The organism is Hyphococcus aureus (assembly GCF_042643165.1).
In the GTDB taxonomy this organism is placed as follows: Bacteria; Pseudomonadota; Alphaproteobacteria; order Caulobacterales; family Parvularculaceae; genus Hyphococcus; species Hyphococcus aureus.
The window spans coordinates 1,349,114-1,367,286 of sequence record NZ_JBHRSH010000002.1 but is presented as its reverse complement, the minus strand read 5'-3'; the positions used below and the strand labels follow the sequence as shown (position 1 = coordinate 1,367,286).

16 protein-coding genes and 2 tRNA genes are annotated in these 18,173 nt (G+C 60.4%); 15 read left to right on the top strand and 3 right to left on the bottom strand.

Annotated elements, in window-relative coordinates; genetic code table 11:
- Positions 1 to 55: 55 nt before the first annotated feature.
- The gene (locus tag ACFOOP_RS19500) at positions 56 to 1,852 is read left to right on the top strand and encodes an acyl-CoA dehydrogenase (RefSeq protein WP_379882846.1); all 1,797 of its coding nucleotides are present in this window, start codon (positions 56 to 58) and stop codon (positions 1,850 to 1,852) included.
- 23 nt (positions 1,853 to 1,875) lie between these two features.
- On the opposite strand, the gene ACFOOP_RS19495 is transcribed toward ACFOOP_RS19500, so the two are convergent.
- A tRNA-Pro gene (locus tag ACFOOP_RS19495) sits at positions 1,876 to 1,952 on the bottom strand.
- A gap of 279 nt (positions 1,953 to 2,231) precedes the next feature.
- Here ACFOOP_RS19495 and ACFOOP_RS19490 point away from each other — a divergent pair.
- The 8 genes from ACFOOP_RS19490 to ACFOOP_RS19455 all read left to right on the top strand — a co-directional run bounded on the left by ACFOOP_RS19490 (position 2,232) and on the right by ACFOOP_RS19455 (position 8,901).
- A tRNA-Gln gene (locus ACFOOP_RS19490) sits at positions 2,232 to 2,306 on the top strand.
- 696 nt (positions 2,307 to 3,002) lie between these two features.
- Positions 3,003 to 3,764, top strand: coding sequence for a DUF3450 domain-containing protein (locus ACFOOP_RS19485; RefSeq protein ID WP_379882845.1), 762 nt, complete (start codon positions 3,003 to 3,005; stop codon positions 3,762 to 3,764).
- Positions 3,765 to 3,796: 32 nt separating this feature from the next.
- Positions 3,797 to 5,149, top strand: coding sequence for a MotA/TolQ/ExbB proton channel family protein (locus ACFOOP_RS19480; RefSeq protein ID WP_379882844.1), 1,353 nt, complete (start codon positions 3,797 to 3,799; stop codon positions 5,147 to 5,149).
- 44 nt (positions 5,150 to 5,193) lie between these two features.
- Positions 5,194 to 5,724, top strand: a complete 531-nt coding sequence (locus tag ACFOOP_RS19475; protein ID WP_379882843.1) for a MotA/TolQ/ExbB proton channel family protein — start codon at positions 5,194 to 5,196, stop codon at positions 5,722 to 5,724.
- 5 nt (positions 5,725 to 5,729) lie between these two features.
- Entirely contained in the window at positions 5,730 to 6,149 is a 420-nt protein-coding gene (locus ACFOOP_RS19470) for an ExbD/TolR family protein (RefSeq protein ID WP_379882842.1), read from the top strand.
- A gap of 47 nt (positions 6,150 to 6,196) precedes the next feature.
- On the top strand, positions 6,197 to 6,604 hold the full coding sequence (locus tag ACFOOP_RS19465) for an ExbD/TolR family protein (protein WP_379882841.1): 408 nt from the start codon (positions 6,197 to 6,199) through the stop codon (positions 6,602 to 6,604).
- Between the two features lie 12 nt (positions 6,605 to 6,616).
- Positions 6,617 to 7,216: an energy transducer TonB gene (locus ACFOOP_RS19460; RefSeq protein ID WP_379882840.1), complete on the top strand. Its 600-nt coding sequence runs from the start codon at positions 6,617 to 6,619 to the stop codon at positions 7,214 to 7,216.
- Between the two features lie 89 nt (positions 7,217 to 7,305).
- Complete coding sequence (locus tag ACFOOP_RS19455; RefSeq protein WP_379882839.1) at positions 7,306 to 8,901, top strand: hypothetical protein; 1,596 nt, start codon at positions 7,306 to 7,308, stop codon at positions 8,899 to 8,901.
- Between the two features lie 127 nt (positions 8,902 to 9,028).
- Here the strand turns inward: ACFOOP_RS19455 and ACFOOP_RS19450 are convergent, their stop codons facing one another.
- Positions 9,029 to 9,370, bottom strand: a complete 342-nt coding sequence (locus ACFOOP_RS19450; RefSeq protein ID WP_379882838.1) for a hypothetical protein — start codon at positions 9,368 to 9,370, stop codon at positions 9,029 to 9,031.
- A 162-nt stretch (positions 9,371 to 9,532) separates the two neighbouring features.
- On the opposite strand from ACFOOP_RS19450, the gene ACFOOP_RS19445 reads away from it, so the two are divergent.
- The 3 genes from ACFOOP_RS19445 (at position 9,533) to ACFOOP_RS19435 (ending at position 12,353) form a co-directional block, all read left to right on the top strand.
- Positions 9,533 to 10,759, top strand: coding sequence for a DUF2336 domain-containing protein (locus ACFOOP_RS19445; protein WP_379882837.1), 1,227 nt, complete (start codon positions 9,533 to 9,535; stop codon positions 10,757 to 10,759).
- Positions 10,760 to 11,046: 287 nt separating this feature from the next.
- On the top strand, positions 11,047 to 11,745 hold the full coding sequence (locus ACFOOP_RS19440) for an AAA family ATPase (RefSeq protein WP_379882918.1): 699 nt from the start codon (positions 11,047 to 11,049) through the stop codon (positions 11,743 to 11,745).
- Positions 11,742 to 12,353: a hypothetical protein gene (locus ACFOOP_RS19435; protein WP_379882836.1), complete on the top strand. Its 612-nt coding sequence runs from the start codon at positions 11,742 to 11,744 to the stop codon at positions 12,351 to 12,353. The genes ACFOOP_RS19440 and ACFOOP_RS19435 overlap by 4 nt, the downstream gene beginning before the upstream one ends.
- Positions 12,354 to 12,381: 28 nt before the next feature.
- On the opposite strand, the gene ACFOOP_RS19430 is transcribed toward ACFOOP_RS19435, so the two are convergent.
- Positions 12,382 to 13,290, bottom strand: coding sequence for a helix-turn-helix transcriptional regulator (locus tag ACFOOP_RS19430; RefSeq protein WP_379882835.1), 909 nt, complete (start codon positions 13,288 to 13,290; stop codon positions 12,382 to 12,384).
- A 114-nt stretch (positions 13,291 to 13,404) separates the two neighbouring features.
- Here ACFOOP_RS19430 and ACFOOP_RS19425 point away from each other — a divergent pair, with 114 nt between their 5' ends.
- From ACFOOP_RS19425 to ACFOOP_RS19415, 3 genes are all read left to right on the top strand, one after another.
- A complete protein-coding gene (locus ACFOOP_RS19425; RefSeq protein ID WP_379882834.1) occupies positions 13,405 to 14,574 on the top strand; it encodes a hypothetical protein in 1,170 nt (389 codons plus the stop codon).
- Positions 14,575 to 15,081: 507 nt separating this feature from the next.
- Positions 15,082 to 15,648, top strand: coding sequence for an ECF-type sigma factor (locus ACFOOP_RS19420; protein ID WP_379882833.1), 567 nt, complete (start codon positions 15,082 to 15,084; stop codon positions 15,646 to 15,648).
- Complete coding sequence (locus tag ACFOOP_RS19415) at positions 15,635 to 18,010, top strand: serine/threonine protein kinase (RefSeq protein ID WP_379882832.1); 2,376 nt, start codon at positions 15,635 to 15,637, stop codon at positions 18,008 to 18,010. The genes ACFOOP_RS19420 and ACFOOP_RS19415 overlap by 14 nt, the downstream gene beginning before the upstream one ends.
- Positions 18,011 to 18,173 lie beyond the last annotated feature (163 nt).

The following is an 18,173-nucleotide window of genomic DNA, read 5'->3' as shown; positions in this document are numbered from 1 at the left end:
CAGCAGCGCCCTAAATACCGGAAACACCATTCCTGTTCATCTTCCGGAGCGCCCCATGACCTTCAAAACACCCATCCGCGACATGCGTTTTATTCTCGATCATGCGGCGGGGTTTGGCGCGCTGGAGAAATCGGGCGCCTTTCCGGAGCTTTCCGGCGATCTCGTGGATGCGATCCTCGAGGAGATGGGGAAATTCTGCGACGGCGTGATCGCGCCCCTGAATGAGGAAAGCGACCGCAACGGCGCAAAGCTTGAGAACGGGGTGGTCAGGACGACGCCGGGCTTCAAGGAAGCTTACAAGCAATATGTGGAGGGCGGCTGGTCGTCGCTCGCTTTCCCTGAAGAGGCGGGCGGGCAGGGACTTCCCGCAACGCTCGCCGTGGCGCTGGTCGATGCGCTTAACGGCGCCTGCATGTCGTTCGCCATCGGCACGACGCTGACCACCGGCGCGGTGAAGGCGATCCTGCATGCCGCGACCGAAGAGCAGAGACGGCTTTATCTAGAAAAAATGGTCACAGGCGAATGGACCGGCACCATGAACCTGACCGAACCCTCGGCGGGATCGGATCTCTCGGCGATCCGCACCAAGGCGGAGCCGGTTGGTGACGGTACTTACAGGATTTCAGGCCAGAAGATTTTCATCACCTATGGCGACCACGACATGACGGAGAACATTGTTCATCTCGTGCTGGCGCGCTTGCCCGATGCGCCGGAAGGGACGGGCGGCATCTCCATGTTTCTGGCGCCGAAGTTTCATGTGAACGAAGACGGCTCGCTCGGGGCGCGCAATGACGCCCACTGCATCAAGCTTGAAGAAAAAATGGGCCTTCACGGTTCGCCCACTTGCGTCATGGCGTTTGGCGACAAGGGCGAGTGCATTGGCACGCTGCTGGGTGAAGAGAACAAGGGCCTGCGCAACATGTTCGTGATGATGAACGCCGCGCGTCTCGATGTCGGGGTGCAGGGCGTCGGCGTCGCCGAGCGCGCCTATCAGCGCGCGCTCGCCTATGCGCAGGATCGTAAACAGGGCCGGGCGCCGGGCGTTAAATCCGGCGACATGGTCGCGATTTATGAGCATCCCGATGTGCGACGCATGCTCTATTCCATGAAGACGCTCACCGATGCGTCGCGGGCGATCTGCTACGCCAATGCTGTGGCCTATGATCTCGCGCACTCGGCGCCGGATGAGAAGACGCGCAAAGAAGCGAAGGCGATGGAGGAACTCTTAACGCCGATTTCGAAAGCATGGTCCACGGACCGCGCCAATGACGTCGCCTCTCTCGGCGTGCAGGTGCATGGCGGCATGGGCTATATTGAGGAGACCGGCGCCGCGCAGCATTTGCGCGATGCGCGCATCGCCGCGATCTATGAAGGCACCAATGGCATTCAGGCCATGGACCTTGTGGGCCGCAAGCTGCAAGGGGACGGCGGCGCGGCGGCGAAAAAACTCATCGCCGACATTCATTCCGAAGCGATGATGTTGAAGGCGGCGAAGCGCGACGACCTCGTGCATATTGGCGAGCGCTTGCTCGGCGCGGCGGACGCCCTTCTTCAGTCTACGGAATGGTTGCTTGAAGCGACGAAAAAAGATCAGACGCATGTCCTCGCCGGCGCGACGCCATATCTCAAACAATTCGGGAATGCGGTTGGCGGCTATTATCTCGCCCATGGCGCCAAGGCGGCAGCCATCGCGGCGCATGAGGGGCAGGACCCTGCCTATTACGAATCGAAAATCGCGCTGACGAAATTTTACGCCGATAATTATCTCACCGAAGCCGTGGCGCTCACCGACGCCGTGACGGCTGGCGCCGAGGCAATTGCGCGCATCGATCCCGAGGTGATGAACGGGTGAGTTTAGGGCAACAACAAAAAGACTGGTCGGAGTGAGAAGATTCGAACTTCCGGCCCCTGCCTCCCGAAGACAGTGCTCTACCAGGCTGAGCTACACTCCGATTTCTTGGCGGCGGCTATATATAAAGCCTCGCCTGCGGGAGCGCTTCTATAGCCATGGACGAATTGGCGCGCAACGCATTTTCGCGCCGCCCCCGGGGCCGGTTTCAAAGGCATTTCCGGAACGCATTTCTGCACCGCGCCGATCGCCGAGACGTCGCCCATTGAGGGCGCGCCGCGCTAAGGTTCCGGGGAGGCGGCATTTTTCGCATTCGGGCCATTGCAAGCGATGAGCGAAAGCGCTATCTCGCCCGCTCCCGGCCCCTCAGAGGCTGGGCCATTGGGGCGTCGCCAAGTGGTAAGGCATCGGTTTTTGGTATCGACATTCCCAGGTTCGAATCCTGGCGCCCCAGCCAACTCTTTAGAAACCAGCCATTTCTCCCGGATCAGCGCATCTGAAAGCCCATATCTGAACGGCGGCGCTCACAATTTTGCGAGCGCGCCCTGATTCATGAGCGCAGAAGGGCCTGCGCTCGTTAGATATTCAAGGTTAACAAGTCGAAACGGGCGTCAGCGCTGCGTCTCTATTATAATGCGAGAGACAGCTTGATCATCGGCGCGCGGTTCATAGGCTCGCGCGCCTGTCAATCCCTCACGCCCGCCTCGAGGCGGAAAATGCTTTATTCGCAGAGTCATTTTGCGCAATTCTAACGATTGCCAGCGCGGGTAGTTGTTGTTACAAACTAACGGGGTATAGGTCGGCGGCGTATCAGGGAACGGTGAGGGCGATGAGCTGTTCCGCATCCAGGCCGCAAAAGACAGGGTGACACGAATCTTGCAGTAATCGGCTATGGGCGGCCCAAATGGGAGGGCGTTTGATCATAGATCAAAACGTCGTTGCAATTGTGCTGCAAATATACGATTGCTTGAAACGTTGTATGGGGAACAGGGGACAGTTCTGGGTGAAGAGTATCGTTCACAGATTTCTTGAAGTACGGACCAGCGATGCGAATGGACGTGTTTCAAAACGGCGCAAGGCGCCACAGCTCCGCGGCCCAATTTGCGATGGCGCCGTATCAATCAGCCGCAACAATCCGGTAGGTGAGGCATTTATGAAAAGATCAGCGATTTTGGGTTCAGCGGCGTTGCTCGCTGTTTTGTGCGCGCCAGCCCAGGCGCAGTTCCGTTCCGCACTGCAGGAGGCTGAGACGACGGCGCGTGAAACCGCTTCAGCGCAGCAGCAGATCGACCAGCTAGACGACCAGACGGCGTCTCTGCTCAATGATTACCGTGCGAACCTGAAGCAGCTTGAAGCGGCCCGCCGCTACAATGCTTCACTCACGCGCAACATTGAGGCGCAAGAGCGTCAGGTTGTTCGTCTTCGCGAAGACATTGAAAATGTCGAAGGTCTGCAGCGCGCGATGCAGCCGCTGATGGAAGACATGGTCTCGCGGTTCGGCGATCTGGTCGACGCCGACCTGCCGTTCCTCGCGACTGAGCGTAATGATCGCGCCGCCCGCCTTGAAGGTGTGCTTGAGAACCCGGAAATGTCGGCGGCTCAGCGTTACCGCCTGATCGTCGAAGCTTACCAGATCGAAGGCGAATATGGCCGCACGATCGGCGCTTATGACGGCGCGGTGAACTTTAATGGCGAAGAGCTGACCGGCGAATTCCTGCGCATCGGCCGCATCGCGCTGATGTTCAAGACGCCTGATGACTCGACGCTCCTGATCTACGATCAGGGCGCCGGCGACTGGACCAACCTCAACCGCTCTTATCTGCAGGACGTCAAATACGCGCTGCGCATGGCGAAAGAACAGACCGCCCCCGATATCTTCTTCGTTCCGGTGAAACCGCCGGTAGCGGCACAGTAACGGCGAACTTGGGTAATAAGGAATTACAAGTCATGAAACTCTTCAAACTTGCATCGATTTCCCTGGTCGCCGGCGTCGCCGCAATCAGTGTGAATATGTCAGCGAGCGCGCAGGTCACGCTCGATCAGGTCCTCAACGCGGTCCGTCAGGAACGCCGCGATGTCAGCGCCGAAAACAGACAGCGTATTGAGCGCTTCCGCGCCGAGCGCAATCAGCAGCAGGCGCTGCTCACCCAGGTCCGTCAGCAGGTGGCCGCCGCCGCCGCTGAATCCACCCGCCTCGAAGGCGTGATGGAAGAAAACAAGGCCGCGATCGCCGAGCTCGATCAGGAGCTCGCATCGAAACAGGGCGAATTCCAGGAGCTTTTCGGCGCCGCGCGCACCGCCGCCGCCGATCTGAACGCTCAGGTCGAGCGCTCGATTATTTCGGCTCAGTATCCCGGCCGCAGCCAGACCCTCAACGAACTGGCCCGGACCGAAAAACTGCCGACCGAAGAACAGCTTCGCGATCTCTGGGACATCATGATCCAGCAGATGGCCGAGCAGGGCAAAACAGTGACCTTCAATTCGCGCATCATTCAGGCCAACGGCGAATCCGCTGAAGCCGAAGTCACGCGCATCGGTCCGTTTGTCGCCTTCTCCAACGGCAAATATCTGACCTACAAGAACGACAAGCTGGAATTCCTCGCGAAGCAGCCGTCCAGCGCCATCACCGGCGCGGCGAGCGCCGTCGCCCGGGCTTCCGGCGATGGCTTCGTCAAAGGCGCCATCGACCCGTCGCTCGGCACGCTTCTCAACCTTCAGGTGGCTGCGCCTGATCTGCGTCAGCGGATCGATCAGGGCCGGTTCATCGGTAAGGTGATCATCGTCGCTGCGATCCTCGGCATCATCCTCGGCATCTATAAGTGGGTCACGCTCACCATGACCGCCGGCGCTGTGCGCTCTCAGGTTCGCCGCAAGAAAGCGTCCAAAGCCAACCCGCTTGGCCGCGTCATGCTGGCTTACGAGAACACCACCTCGAACGATGTGGAGACCGTCGCTCTCAAACTCGACGACGCAATCCTCAAAGAGGTGCCGAAACTCGAAGGCGGCCTCAACCTCATCAAGGTGCTTGCCGCGGTTGCGCCGCTGCTCGGCCTCCTCGGCACGGTTATCGGCATGATCAACACCTTCCAGGCGATCACGCTCTTCGGCACCGGCGACCCGCAGATCATGGCGTCGGGCATCTCCGAAGCGCTCGTCACCACGGTGCTCGGTCTTGTCGCTGCGATCCCGCTGCTTCTCCTGCACGCTTTTGCAGCCGGCGCCGCCAAGCGCGTCTCGCAAATTCTTGAAGAGCAAGCGGCCGGCATCATCGCCGAACATGCGGAAGGCGGCCGGGCTTAATCGCCCGGTCCCCGGCAACCCGTTAAGGGAAAGGGTCACGACACGTGGAGCTTTTGAACCCAGCGATCGCCTACAATGCGCTCATGGATTTTCTGGGCGCCGGCGGCAACGTTCTTGTCGCGATTATGGTGGTCACCTTTTTCATGTGGGCGCTGATTATCGAGCGTCTCATGTACTGGACCGGCGCCCATGCGGGCGTCACCAAACGGGCGCAACGCGCCTGGGCCGCGCGCACCGATCATAAATCCTGGTATGCGCATGCGGTTCGCGAGCGTCTGATCTCGGAAACCTCGCAGGAGGCCTCGCGGTTCAACAATGTGATCCGCGCGCTGGTGGCGGTGACGCCGCTGCTCGGGCTTCTCGGCACAGTGACCGGCATGGTCGAAGTGTTCGACGTGATGGCCGTGACCGGGTCTTCCAATGCGCGCCTGATGGCCGCCGGCATTTCGAAAGCGACGATCCCGACCATGGCCGGTCTCGTCGCCTCGCTTTCCGGCCTCATCTTCATCAACGCTTTTGATCGCAATGTTCAAAAAGCGACGGGTCAGATTTCTGACGAACTGTTGATCGAGTAGAGCTGATGAGAAAAAAGGCGCAACATGCAAGCGAAGCCGCGGATGTAAACATCACGCCGCTTCTCGACATCGTCTTCATCCTGCTGATCTTCTTCATCGTGACGGCGACTTTCCTTCGCGAGAAGGGCATCGACGTGAACACGCCGGAGGACACCCCGGATCAGCCTGACACCATCCCGCCGCCAGCCTTGCTGCTGGCTGTGCAGGAAGACGGGTTTGTGCGCGTCAACAATGTGCGCGTCATCGATCCGGGTTCGGTGAAGCCGGTGGTGCAGGAATTCATCGCGCGTGAGCCCCAGGGCGTTGTCCTGGTCAGCGCCTCGCCGGAATCGGAATCCGGTGTTGCGGTTGAGGTGATGGATCAGGCGCAGGATGGCGGCGCTCGGGGGAGAGTGTCCCTCGCGCTGCAAAAGGAAGCTCAATAGTCCCGCGCCCCGCGCGTCAGGCAATTAGTTCGTAGGCGGATTGAATTATGGCTAGACGGAATGTTTCATCGGCGGCCGAAGACGAAGAAGACGTCAATGTGACGCCGCTTCTCGATATCGTCTTCATCATGCTGATCTTCTTCATCGTGACGTCGACCTTCGTGAAGGAGCCGGGGATTGAAGTCGATCGTCCCGGCGCTGTCTCGGCCGAGCAAAGAAAGCTCGCCTCCATCATCGTCGCGATCTCGGAAAATGACGAAATCTGGATCAACAAGGAACGCGTTGAGCTGGATGAGGTGCGGGCCGTTGTCGAACAGCTGCGCCGTGAAAACCCCAAAGGCACGGCCGTCGTTCAGGCTGACGCCAAATCGAAAACCCGGCTCTTGGTCGAGGTCGTGACGCAAATCCGGTCCACGGGCGTTGCTGACGTCGCCGTGTCGACGGAAGACGTTTAAGGAGAACGGCAGATGGGATCCCTCATTCGCTTGATTATCGGCGTGCCGGGCGCAGTTATCGTCACCGGCGGTCTGTTCCTCTTCATGGCGGCGATGATCCGCCAGGATCCGCGCCTCAATGAAGAAGAGGACGCGATCAACATCAATATCACCGCGCAGATCGACGATACGGACATCAACAACGCCAATCGCGAGTTCAAGCGGCCGACGCTCGATGCGCCGCCGCCGCCGCCGCCGGCCGTGAACGACCCTTCGAACCGCCCGGCGCTGAACGGCGTCGCCGCCGCGATCCCGGAGATCAATGCTAATCTTTCCATCGGTTCAGGCTTCAACCCGGACCGTGACGCTCAGCCGCTGGTGCGCATTCCGCCGCAATATCCCGAACGCTGCATGAACCGGGCGAAGGCGACCGAATCGGTGCTCGTTCAGTTTGACGTGACGCCGGACGGACAGACAACAAATATCACGACTGTTGAAAGCTCCAACAGCTGCCTTAACCGCGCCGCGGAGCGTTCAGTGGAACGCTGGAAGTATCAGCCGAAGATCGTTGATAATACGCCGGAATGGCGCCGTGGAGTGCAAACCGTCGTCACCTTCGTACTTGAAGGCTAGTCGGCGAACGCCGCGCCGCCCGCGAAAAATGCTTCGGTGTTTCTCGCGACGCTGCGAATAACAGAGGTCGAGACCGCAGGATGAAAAAAATGCGTGGGAAATATCGTAAGCTTTGTTTTTCGGCGGCCGCATCCGCAGCGGCAGCGCTGATGGTGACGGCGGCGCCGACGGCTGCGCTGGCGCAGGCGCAATGCGATGCGGAAGAAGGCGGTGCGTCGAGCACGCTCTCGCCGCGCATCGGCCAGGAAATTCAAAAGCTCTATGAGTTCATGCAGGCCGATCAGTTCAATGAGGCGCTTGCTGGCTTTAACGCCCTGATCTCCAGCCGCGGCGACTCCATGAGCGCCTATGAAAAGTCGACGGTTTATGAGCTGCGCGCCAACGTGAAAATCAACCGCGATGATTATCGCGGCGCGTTGAGCGATCTTCAAACAGCGCTTTCGACCAATGGTCTGCCGCCGGCGCGTAACAACCAGCTGCGTTATTACATCGCCCAGCTCAACTTCCAGATCGAGCAATATCAAACGGCGATCACCGGCCTCAATCAGTGGATTCAGCTGGCCCGCACCTGCGGCGTGACGGTCGATCCGAACGCTTATTACCTGCTCGCCGCCGCTTACACCCAGATTTCGCCGCCGAATTACCGCCAGGCGGTTGGCCCGGCCGAACAGGCTGTGGCCGGTATGGGATCGGAGCCGCGCAAGGGTTATTTCGATCTTTTGAACCTCATCTATTCGGAGCTCGGCGACAACGCCAAGCGTGCGCCGCTCCTGGAACGGATGGTCAATTACTGGCCGGAAGATAAAGGCTACTGGACCCAGCTTTCGGGCGCCTATTCGGTGCAGAACAAGGACCGTGAAGCGTTCTCCGTGCTTGAGGTCGCTTATCGCGCTGGTCTTATCTCGACCGAGAATGAAATCCTGACCCTCGTTCAGTATTATTCGTTCTTCGACAATCCTTATCGCGGCGCGACAATGCTCGAGCGGGAAATGAACGCCGGCAACGTCAAGCGCGTGCAGAAGAATCTCATTCTCCTGTCGCAGCTCTGGAGCCAGGCGCGCGAGCACAAGAAATCGATACCGATCCTTCGTGAAGCTGCGAATAACGCTTCCAATGGTGAGCTTTCCTATCGCCTTGGCATGGTGCTGCTCGCTGACGAACAATATGCGGCGTCCGAGCGGGCGCTTGTAGCGGCGCTGAACAAGGGCGGCATGGATCGCAAGGACACCGGCGACGCATGGCTGCTGCTCGGCACCGCGCGTTTCAGCCAGGCCGGCCCCAGCGATACGGCGATCTGGGCGCGCGCCCGTCAGGCCTTTGTGCGCGCGCAGGCCTATGACAACGCGCGCCGCCGCGCCAGCGACTGGATTACCTATATCGACGCGGTCGTCGACACCTACTGGACCGGCCTTCGCCTCGATTGGGAACAGAACATCGCACTTTGCGAAGACGATTACGCCCGTTTCGAACGCGATGCGCGCATTCGTGAACTTCAAAACCGCGCGCCTGAGCCCGAAGCGCTTGAGCGTGAAGCAGCGCGGCGCAATGAGTGTGAGGCGTTGAAAGCGCAAGGCCGCCCAAGCCGCAATAACGCGCCGGCTGAAAGCGGGTCCGATACGGAATCGGCGCCTGAGGCGACGGAAGAAGATGCGCCGGAAGCCGAAGACACGGATACACAAGATTGATCTGGAGATCTCACCGCAGATCATAATTGAAAAAAGGCGCCCCAAAGGGCGCCTTTTTTCATGGCTGATTTTTCGAGAGGCTGGTTCTTGAAGCGGCGCTGTTCTCCGGCGCCGCGTTCAGACCTTGTTAATATTCGTTGCGCTCGCCGAGAATGCGCCCGCCGTCTTTGGCTTCCGGGGTCTGGGTCGAGCATTCGAGATAGCCCTGGCGCCAGCCGGCGCGATAGGCCTCGTCATTCTTGAAGGCGTAGGCGTCGCGCTCCTGCTTGCTGGAGAAGCTCTTGTCTTCCTCCGTCGCCGTCAGGCAGCCGTCGCCATAGCCGGCGGAATAGCCCGGCGATTCGCGCAATGTCGCCATGTCGGCCGTCGATGCGCAGGACGCCGCCGCAGCGGCGAGCAGCGCGACCGTGAGCGTTTGCGAGGCGGGCTTGAAAAATGTTTTTAAAATCAGTGATTTATGGCGCTTCACGAGGTTTCTGCTTCCTTCCGGCTACGGGGCCGGACCTTAGCACCCGAAGGCCGCGAGGTCTTGGAAAACCCGCCGCAAAAGTGAAATCCCCCGTTAACGGTGTTCCGGTTACAACGGTTTTGCGCCGGAGTTTTGCGCACAAGAAAGGCGAATTCCGCATCCATGACCGATTTTGACGCCGCCGATGAGATCCGCGCCGGCGCCCGGCCGAACCCGAAGCCGGACGTGGGGACGATGCTCACGCCGCTGGCGCCTTCCGGGCCCAGCGTGCGGACACTGATGGTCAGGAAGCTGACGGACATTGTCGTGCTGCCCTCGGCCAAGATTTCTTCGAACGAGCGTTCGCTTGTCGCCGATATTCTTCTCCATGTGCTCGACAAGGTGGAGGAGCCGATCCGCATGGAAGTCGCCGGGCGCATCGCCCGGGTTTCCGAATGCCCGCCGGCGCTGGTGCGCATGCTGCTGCTTGATGAGGTGGCGGTAGCCGAAAAAATTATCGCTGCTGCTGAAAATCTTCCCGAAGCGCTTTTGATCGAAGCGGCGCGCGAAGGGAACATGGCGCACCGGGTCATGATTGCGCGACGGATCGATCTGTCGACCGCGGTCGCTGATGCGTGTCTCGCTTTTGACGAGATCGATGTCTGCAAACAGGTTTTGAAACGCGACGATTGCACCTTGTCGCCGAACGCTGTGAACAAGCTTGTTGCGTTGAGCGCCACCAGCAAGGAAGTGCAGGGGATGCTGTTGCGCCGGCGCGAGCTGGAGCCCGCCCACGGCTTCATCATGTTCTGGTGGGTCGACGCCGAGCGCCGCCGCCGAATTCTCACGCGCTTTGCGCTCGATCGCGCCGTTGTTCAGGATGCGCTCGCCGATCTTTATCCGCGGGTCTTCCGCGGCGGCGATCCCGATACGGTGGTCAAGGATATCCTCATTCTTTCCGAGCGCCGTCACCGCCCGCGCGGCGTCAATGGCGAGCCCGTTTCTATGGAAGTGGTGCGCAAGACGCTTGCGGCCGCCTGTAAATATCCTGCGCAGGAAATCATCGATGCGGTTTCCATGCTCGGCGGGATCAGCCGCGATCTGTCGGGGCGCATTCTGCGCGACGCCGGCGGCGAGCCTTATGCGGTTCTGTGCAAGAGCCTTGGCGTGCCGCGGGACGATTTTTACGCTTTCTTAACGGCCGCGGCCGACGGCCCGGAAGCCAATGCGCGAGCCGATCACCTGCTGGCGGTGTTTGATTCCATGGCGCGCGATTTCTCCCGTGCGGTCCTGCGATATTGGGACTGGGACACCAATCCGCGCATCGCGCACATCACGCGGTTGATGGCGGCCATTCAAAGCGATCTCAAGATCAATACGATCGACGATCTTTCGGCGTCATTTGTTTAAACATAAATCCGGCGCACCCCGTTCCAGAACCCGATAAAACGAATGCGGTTTTCACCGCCGGCGGCTTTAAGCCTCGATTAAGGGCTTTACCATATAACCCCCCTGCTGGCGGCGGCCTTGCGTATCTAGGTTGCTGCCGGCATTTTTTTCAGCCTTCATGCTGAACCTCTCCCGCACAATTAAAACCAAATTATCCCTTGAGTTCACGCGCTGCGTTAACGCGCCGCGTGCATGATGGTCCTTGCGTCATAGTGAGCGTGACAGGTGGAGGACGCATGTTGTCTTCGATGCGTGTAATCGTCTTCGCATCGCAAAAGGGTGGGTCGGGCAAAACAACGTTGTCCGGACATATTGCGGTAGAAGCAGAGCGTCAGGGCGCTGGCCCCGTTGCGTTGATCGACACCGATCCGCAGGGGTCGCTGGCGAAGTGGTGGAATGTCCGTAAGGACCCGCAGCCGGCGTTTATTCAATCGGTTTTCTCTAATCTTTTTTACGACCTCGACAGCGCTCGCGAGGAGGGGTTCCGTCTCGTCGTTATCGATACGCCGCCGGCGGTCACGCGTGCGATTTCCGAAGTGGTGAGCTTCGCCGACATCGTCGTTGCGCCGACCCGGCCGAGCCCGCACGACCTTCGCGCCGTCGGCCCCACGGTCGACATCGCCGAAGCGCGCGGAAAGCCGTTGATTTTCGTCGTCAACGGCGCCACCCAGCGCGCGCGCATCACCTCTGAGGCCGCCGTCGCCCTGTCCCAGCACGGCACCGTGGCGCCTGTCACCATTCATCACCGCGTCGATTTCGCCGCCTCCATGATTGATGGCCGCACCGTGATGGAAATCGATCCTTTCTGTCAGTCTGCACAGGAAATTTCGGCTCTCTGGTCCTATCTGCATGAGCGCCTGCAACGCGCCGATGGCGGTTACCGCCAGGATGAGATGAGCGGGGGGGCTTCGCAAAACCGCGTCTTCGGACGCAGGGCGGCGCAATGAACGCATACGCGCCAAACAGCTCCTCCTCCAACGGCGGCAATTTCGCCTCCCTGACGTCGAGCCTTCTGGCCCGAAAGGGCGAGGCGCTGCCCGCGGTCGACGCCGTCGCCCATGAAGGCGTCGATGTCGAGATGCGTCCCTTAAGTCCGGCGAATAATCCGGGCGGCCCGGCCAGCGTCGGAGAGGATACGATCAGTTCGATGTATCCGGCGGCGGATCGTGAGCGCGAACGTGAAATCGCGCGGGCGACCGCAGCGGCTCATGACAATGTCCAGGTTCTGCATGCGGCCGGCCAGCGCCGCCGCGTTATCAGCGACGCGCCGAAAACCTGGACCATCCCGCCGCAACGCCGGCGTGCGCGCGGCGCAGAAGCGCCCACAGGCGTGCTCGCCCGCAAGGCGATTGTCACGTTGAAAATGCCTGCGCGCGATCTGGTGCGGTTGCGGCTCGCGGGACGCGATCTGGAAATGTCCTGCCAGGCGATCATTCTCGATGCGCTTGAGTGCTATCTCGACGCCAATGACGTTCCGTCTGCGGAAGACGATGAGGCGATCCTGCGCGAGGTTGAACGCCTCGTCAGCAAGGCGAAAGCCAAGCGCGCTGGATAAGAGCCGAAGCGCACGACGCTGCGTTGAGTTATCTCCCAACCGCTGATGGCGCGCAGCCATGGGCTTTGCGGAAGGCGCGGAAGAAGGCCGAGCGGTCTGAATAGCCGACTGCGTTTGCGATGTCGCTGATGCAAAGATTGGTGTCAGCGACAAGGCGCAAGGCCGCATCCATACGGACCATGCCCAGAAACTGCATCGGCGTCGCGCCGGTAATCGTCTTGAAGACGCGAATGAGATGATATTGCGAAAGCATGGCTTCGCGTGCGACGTCATTTAACGATAGATCCGCTTCGCCAAAGCGCTGCAACATGACATCCCTTGCGAGCGCGCAGCGGCGCGCGAGTTCGGTGCGGGTTGAGGCTTTGACGGCGCTGATGGTCTCGCGCGCAGCAGCGCCAGCGTCCTGGGCGTCGAGCAGGTCCGCGTAAAGAAGCGCGCATTTTTCCGCGTACCATTCGCGCCCGGCGCCGCCTTGTCTTGTGCGCGTGGCGATCTCGTCCATCAGCGACTGCGCATCCGTTCCCGGCAGAATGAGCCGGGTTTGAAGACGCCTGCCATTGCGGCTTTCGCCATGGATATCTTCATCGAGCGCGCGATGAGCGGCGCCGTCGGTGATCCAGTGTGGAAAGGAAATCATATTGGTGCGGAACGGCGCCTCGCCCAGCGCGGCATAGGCGTAACGCGCGCCGCGCGCCAGGGTGAGCGCACCCGCAGAGTGCAGCCGCAGCGGCCGGCGCGCGCCCTGCAACGCATATTCCTCAATGCCGCCGGACAGCCAGGTGATCGCCGCGCAAGACCAGTCCTCGTTGTAATCCTTGGCGATGTCGAAGCGTTCGCGATGCACCGCGCCGGAATAGAACATGCCTTCCGCGGGCGTGCGCGCATAAAGCGCGTCAAGCTCGGCGGCGTCCCGGGGCGGTGTCGTCAATAGTTGCATCAAGAGGTTGCCGTTCTTGCGTATTTGACGTTTCGCCGGAGTTTACGGCTTCGTCCGGCGGCGCGCCAGCCTATTGTTGGCGGCACACAGTATTGCAGCAGGAGCGCGAGATTCATGAAACAGGCTTATGCGATTGTTCTCATGTTGGTATTGGCTGTCGCCTGTAAACCTGCGCAGAGCCCGCAATCGGCGGATGAGGACAGTTGGGCGTCGGCGCTGGGTTCCGGCGTTGATGACGCCTATGAGGCGCCGGAATATCGCGCTTTTGATTTCTGGATCGGCGAATGGGAGGCGAACTGGCGAAGCCAGCCCGAAGGCGAGTTTTATCACGAGAAAGAAGGGAGCTGGACCCGCCAGCGGGTCTTTCCCGTGCTTGGCGGCAAGGCGCTGATCGAGCTTGCATGGGCGCGCGACAATCCGGAGGCGCCGAGCCAGCGCGGGTTTTCCATCCGCTATTACGATTCCGCGCGCGAACGCTGGGTGATGGCGCAGAACTGGCCGAATGGGCAAAATCAGGGCGGCGCCTTTACGGACCAGTTAATCGGGGAAGAGCATCTCGGCCGCTTGACCATGTATTCGCTCGCCGAACGTCCACAGCCTGACGGTTCGTTGAGCGTCGCCCATCGGCGCTACAATTTTACCGATATAAGGCCAGGCGTCAGTTTCCGATGGGACGGGTCGAATACGCGCGACGGGGGAGCGACCTGGTTGACGTGGAATGTGGTGGATTTTCTGCGGCTCCGCGATCTCAATACGTTCGGCGATGCGGGAACGGATTTCCCCGGCGTTCATAAAAAAACGCTGTGTACGGAAGAACCGCATGGCGCGATGGACGGCCTTGCCGGTGATTGGCGGGGCGTGCGCCGGGACGCGGACGGAGTTGAGACGCCCGTGCGCTTTTCCGCCGGGCTTGTTCTTGACGGTTGCGGCGTCCTTGCGGCGCTGGAAACGCAAAATCGCCGTGAAATTCTGGCGGTCGGATATTATGATCGGTTCGAAAAATGGGTGATCTTTCGCCTCGATGATCAACCGGGAACGACACATTCCTATTTCGTTTCTGATGTCGCCGGTGATGGCGCTGTGTTCGCGGAAGCCGACAAACTCGCCATCGTTGATGAGTTCGCTCCTTATCTGAGGGAGGAGTCGTTTGAGGCCGCATCGGCGCATAGGCGTTTGATGTTTGAAAGGATTGGTGAGCAGGAGTTGGTCCTACGCGAAGAAAACCGGTCCGGCGATGCGGAGTCATGGTCGCTTAAGGCTGAATATCATCTGACGCGGCGATAAGCGGCCCTCAGTCTCGTCGCAAATGTCCGTTTTCCAACTCCCGGCGCCGCAATTATCCGGACCCCAAACGACGAGCGCGCCCGACGGTTTATCGTCAGACGCGCTCTGTCCCACACAGTCTCTCCCAAACTCGCGGGACATGTGGCGGCCTTGGGACTACTAAGGCCGCCAAAATCTTTTTTATGCTGCTGGAAAAATCATAGGCCCCTTACGCTACGCTGGTGCTGCGCCCAATGTGTTTCAAAGGGCGCCCGCGGGGGCGGCGGCGCCCCCCGAAGAAAGCCGCCGCCCGACCGCGGGATATGCGCTCTCCACGAAACAACCCCAATCCGGGCCTGGAACCGCACATCTCCCCCTACTTAAGAAAAGCGTAAATGGTCCGGAAAACGGGTCACGGCTGGCCGAAAAAAAGTTTTTTCCGCTCCAAATGATCCTTTAGGGGGATCATTCCCGGACGATTTTGTGTTTAAGATCAAAAAGCTAGGGTTTTAAGGGGGCTCCCGCAGGGTGGTCAAAGAGACCGAAGAGTTTGTGTCCTTGCTGGCGGCGAGCCGAAATGGCGACGAGGCCGCTCGCGCGCGTCTTGATGAGGCCGTGTATGGAGAGCTATCCGCCATCGCCTCGCATTTGCTGCGGCGCGAAGGGCGGGCGATCTCCATGGCGACCAATGACCTTGTGAACGAGGCTGCGGTGCGGCTGCTGCAATCGGCCGAGGCGCCGCCGGCCGAGCGGGCGCATTTTTTCGCGCTGTCATCGCGGATCATGCGCAATGTGCTGATCGACGCCGCGCGCCGGCGCGCGGCGGAGAAACGCCGCAAGATCACTGTCACGCTCAACACCGATCATGGCGCACCGCAGGACAACCCGATGGAGCTTGTGGCGCTGGAGACGGCGCTGATGCGGCTGAAGGCTATTGATCCGGACCGGGCGGAAGTTGTGGTCCTGCGTTATTATGGCGGCATGACGACAGAGGATATTGCGCTGGCGCTCGGCAAATCGGAATCGACGGTCAAGCGCTCCTGGCGCGCGGCCTGCGCCTGGCTGAAGGAGGCGATGGAGAATGACGAGCTCTGACGACCGGCTCGAAGCGGCGGCGCTAAACCTTTTTGAAGACGCGCTCGACCAGCCTTCCGATGTGCGTGAGCAATGGATCATGGACCAGACGGCGGCCGATCCCGCCTTGCGCAAGCGCGTCATGTCGCTGTTATGGGCGGACGACGCTGATGGTTCGCTCGTCACTGGCGGCGCGCTCGACTGGTTCGCCGAGGCGGAGGACGCGCCGCCCGAGAGGGTGGGGCAATATCGCATCATTCGCCTGCTCGGGCGCGGCGGCATGGGCGCGGTCTGGCTTGGCGAGCGCGATGCGGGCGATTTCGATCATCGCGTCGCTATCAAGGTCGTGCGCGGGATTGCGCGCTCGGAAAAACTCGCCGAGCGCCTACGGTATGAGCGCCAGACATTGGCCGCGCTTCAGCATCCCAATATCGCCCAGCTTTTTGACGGTGGCGAAACCGAGCGTGGCGAGCCCTACTTCATCATGGAATATGTGGACGGCGCGCCGCTCGGCGATGCTGTAGAGACCATGCAGACTAAGGCTGAACGGCTGCGGATATTCCGCGATATCTGCGCAGCGGTGGAGTACGCCCACCAACAGCTGATTGTTCATCGCGACCTGTCGCCGCAAAATATTCTGTTGACTGACGATGCGCGGGTGAAGCTGATCGATTTCGGGATCTCGCGTTCCTTTGGGGAGAGCGCGGTCGGTCCGCAAATGACCATGACAAAGGGCTTCGCTGCCCCGGAGCGGCTGCGGGGCGAACCGGCGACAACCCTCAGCGATATTTACTCCCTTGGGCTGATCTTCAAAAACATGCTGGAAGCCGCGCCGCCGATTAATGATGATGATCTTGCCGCGATTGCCGCCAAAGCCTCGGCGGAGGCGAGCGAAGACCGCTATCAGTCGGCGTCTGCGCTGATCGCCGATCTCGACCGCTACGCCGCCGGGCGCGCCGTTGAGGCGCGCGGGACGCGCGGTCTTTATGTGGCCGGAAAATTCATCCGTAGGCGTCGCTTCGCGGTTGGCGCATCGGCGCTTGCGCTTATCGGCGTTATCGCGGGCCTTTTTGTCACTTCGGCGCTTTACGCCCGCGCTGAAACTGAACGCCGCGAAGCCGATGCGCGTTTTCAGGAAGTGCGCGAGCTGGCGAATTTCATGTTGTTCGATCTCTACGATCAGCTGGAGGCGATTCCCGGCACGACCAGGGCGCTCTCTGACATCGCCGATAAATCGCGGCTTTATCTTGACGCCTTGCAGGACAACAAGCGCGCATCGAAGGAATTGCGGCTGGAAACGGCGCTTGGCTACAAGCGTCTTGGCGACGTCACCGGCAATCCGATCGGCGCCAATCTCGGACGGCGCGAGGAAGCGGGCGAGCATCTGGCGACAGCGATTGCGTCGCTTGAAGCCATGCACCAAGCCGCGCCGGAAGATGCTGACATCGCCCGCGCGCTGGCGGAAAGCTCTTTTTCCATGGCGGTCTATCAGTTCATCGCCATCGACGACAATGAGGCGGCGCGCGACTATGCGGCCCGCGCGGAGGCGCTTTATGCGGGCGTCATCGCGTCAGGCAAGGGAACCCCGCAGGATGAACGCGCGCGCATAGAAGCGCTGTCGCAGTCGGGCAAGCCGCTCGTCTGGATGGGCGAGGGCGCTGACGGGATTGAGATCATCGCCCGCGCGCAGGAGGCCGCCGAAAAATTTTATGAGACGTATCCGGACGATGCGTCGGCCAAATCCCTTGCAGCCTCGACGAATGTCGCGCTCGCGGAAACCATGATGCGTCATTACGATATGGAGGAAGGCGGCGACTATGCCGGCGCCTTCAAATATATGGACCGTGCGATTGCGCTTTACCGTGAGCTTGACGCCGCCGACCCCGATGACATGACGGCGCGCCGCAATCTCATCGGCGCCTATTTCAAACGGTCGCTCATCGATTACAGCATTGACGATGATGCGGCGGCGCTTACTGATCTCGAACAGGCTGAAGCGCTTGCCGATAAATTTCTGGCGCAGGACCCTGACGATCTCGGCATCATGCGTATGCGCACATCGGTCATCGAGCAAAAGGCGACGACGCTCGCCTATCTCGGCCGTTACGATGAGGCGATTGAAATCGGCGAAGGCAATCTCGCCGTGGAAAAACGCCTCCTGGCGGGCGAGCCCGATAACCCGGCGCGCATCCGTGAGGTGACGACGGCGACCTTCCTGCTCGGTGAAATTTATGAGATCGCGGAGAATGTGGAGCGGGCCTGTGCGCTCTATCGCGACGCCCGTGCGGGGTATTTGCGCCTCGACGCCGAGTTCACCCTGTCCGACTATGACCGTGAGACCGGGTTGAAGCTGCTTGAAGAGCAAATGACCGAGTGCGGGTAGGGTCTGGCTTCGGTCCCGGCGTGCTTGAATCGCCGGTTTTCCCCAGTCAAGCCGTTGATTTCTCCGCCAAATCTGCGACATTTTCGGCTTCGCCGCCCGGGGCTGTTGGATTCCTTTGTCGCGGGCTTTCCTTTGTATCAAGCGCTGGTTTATGCATGCGCAG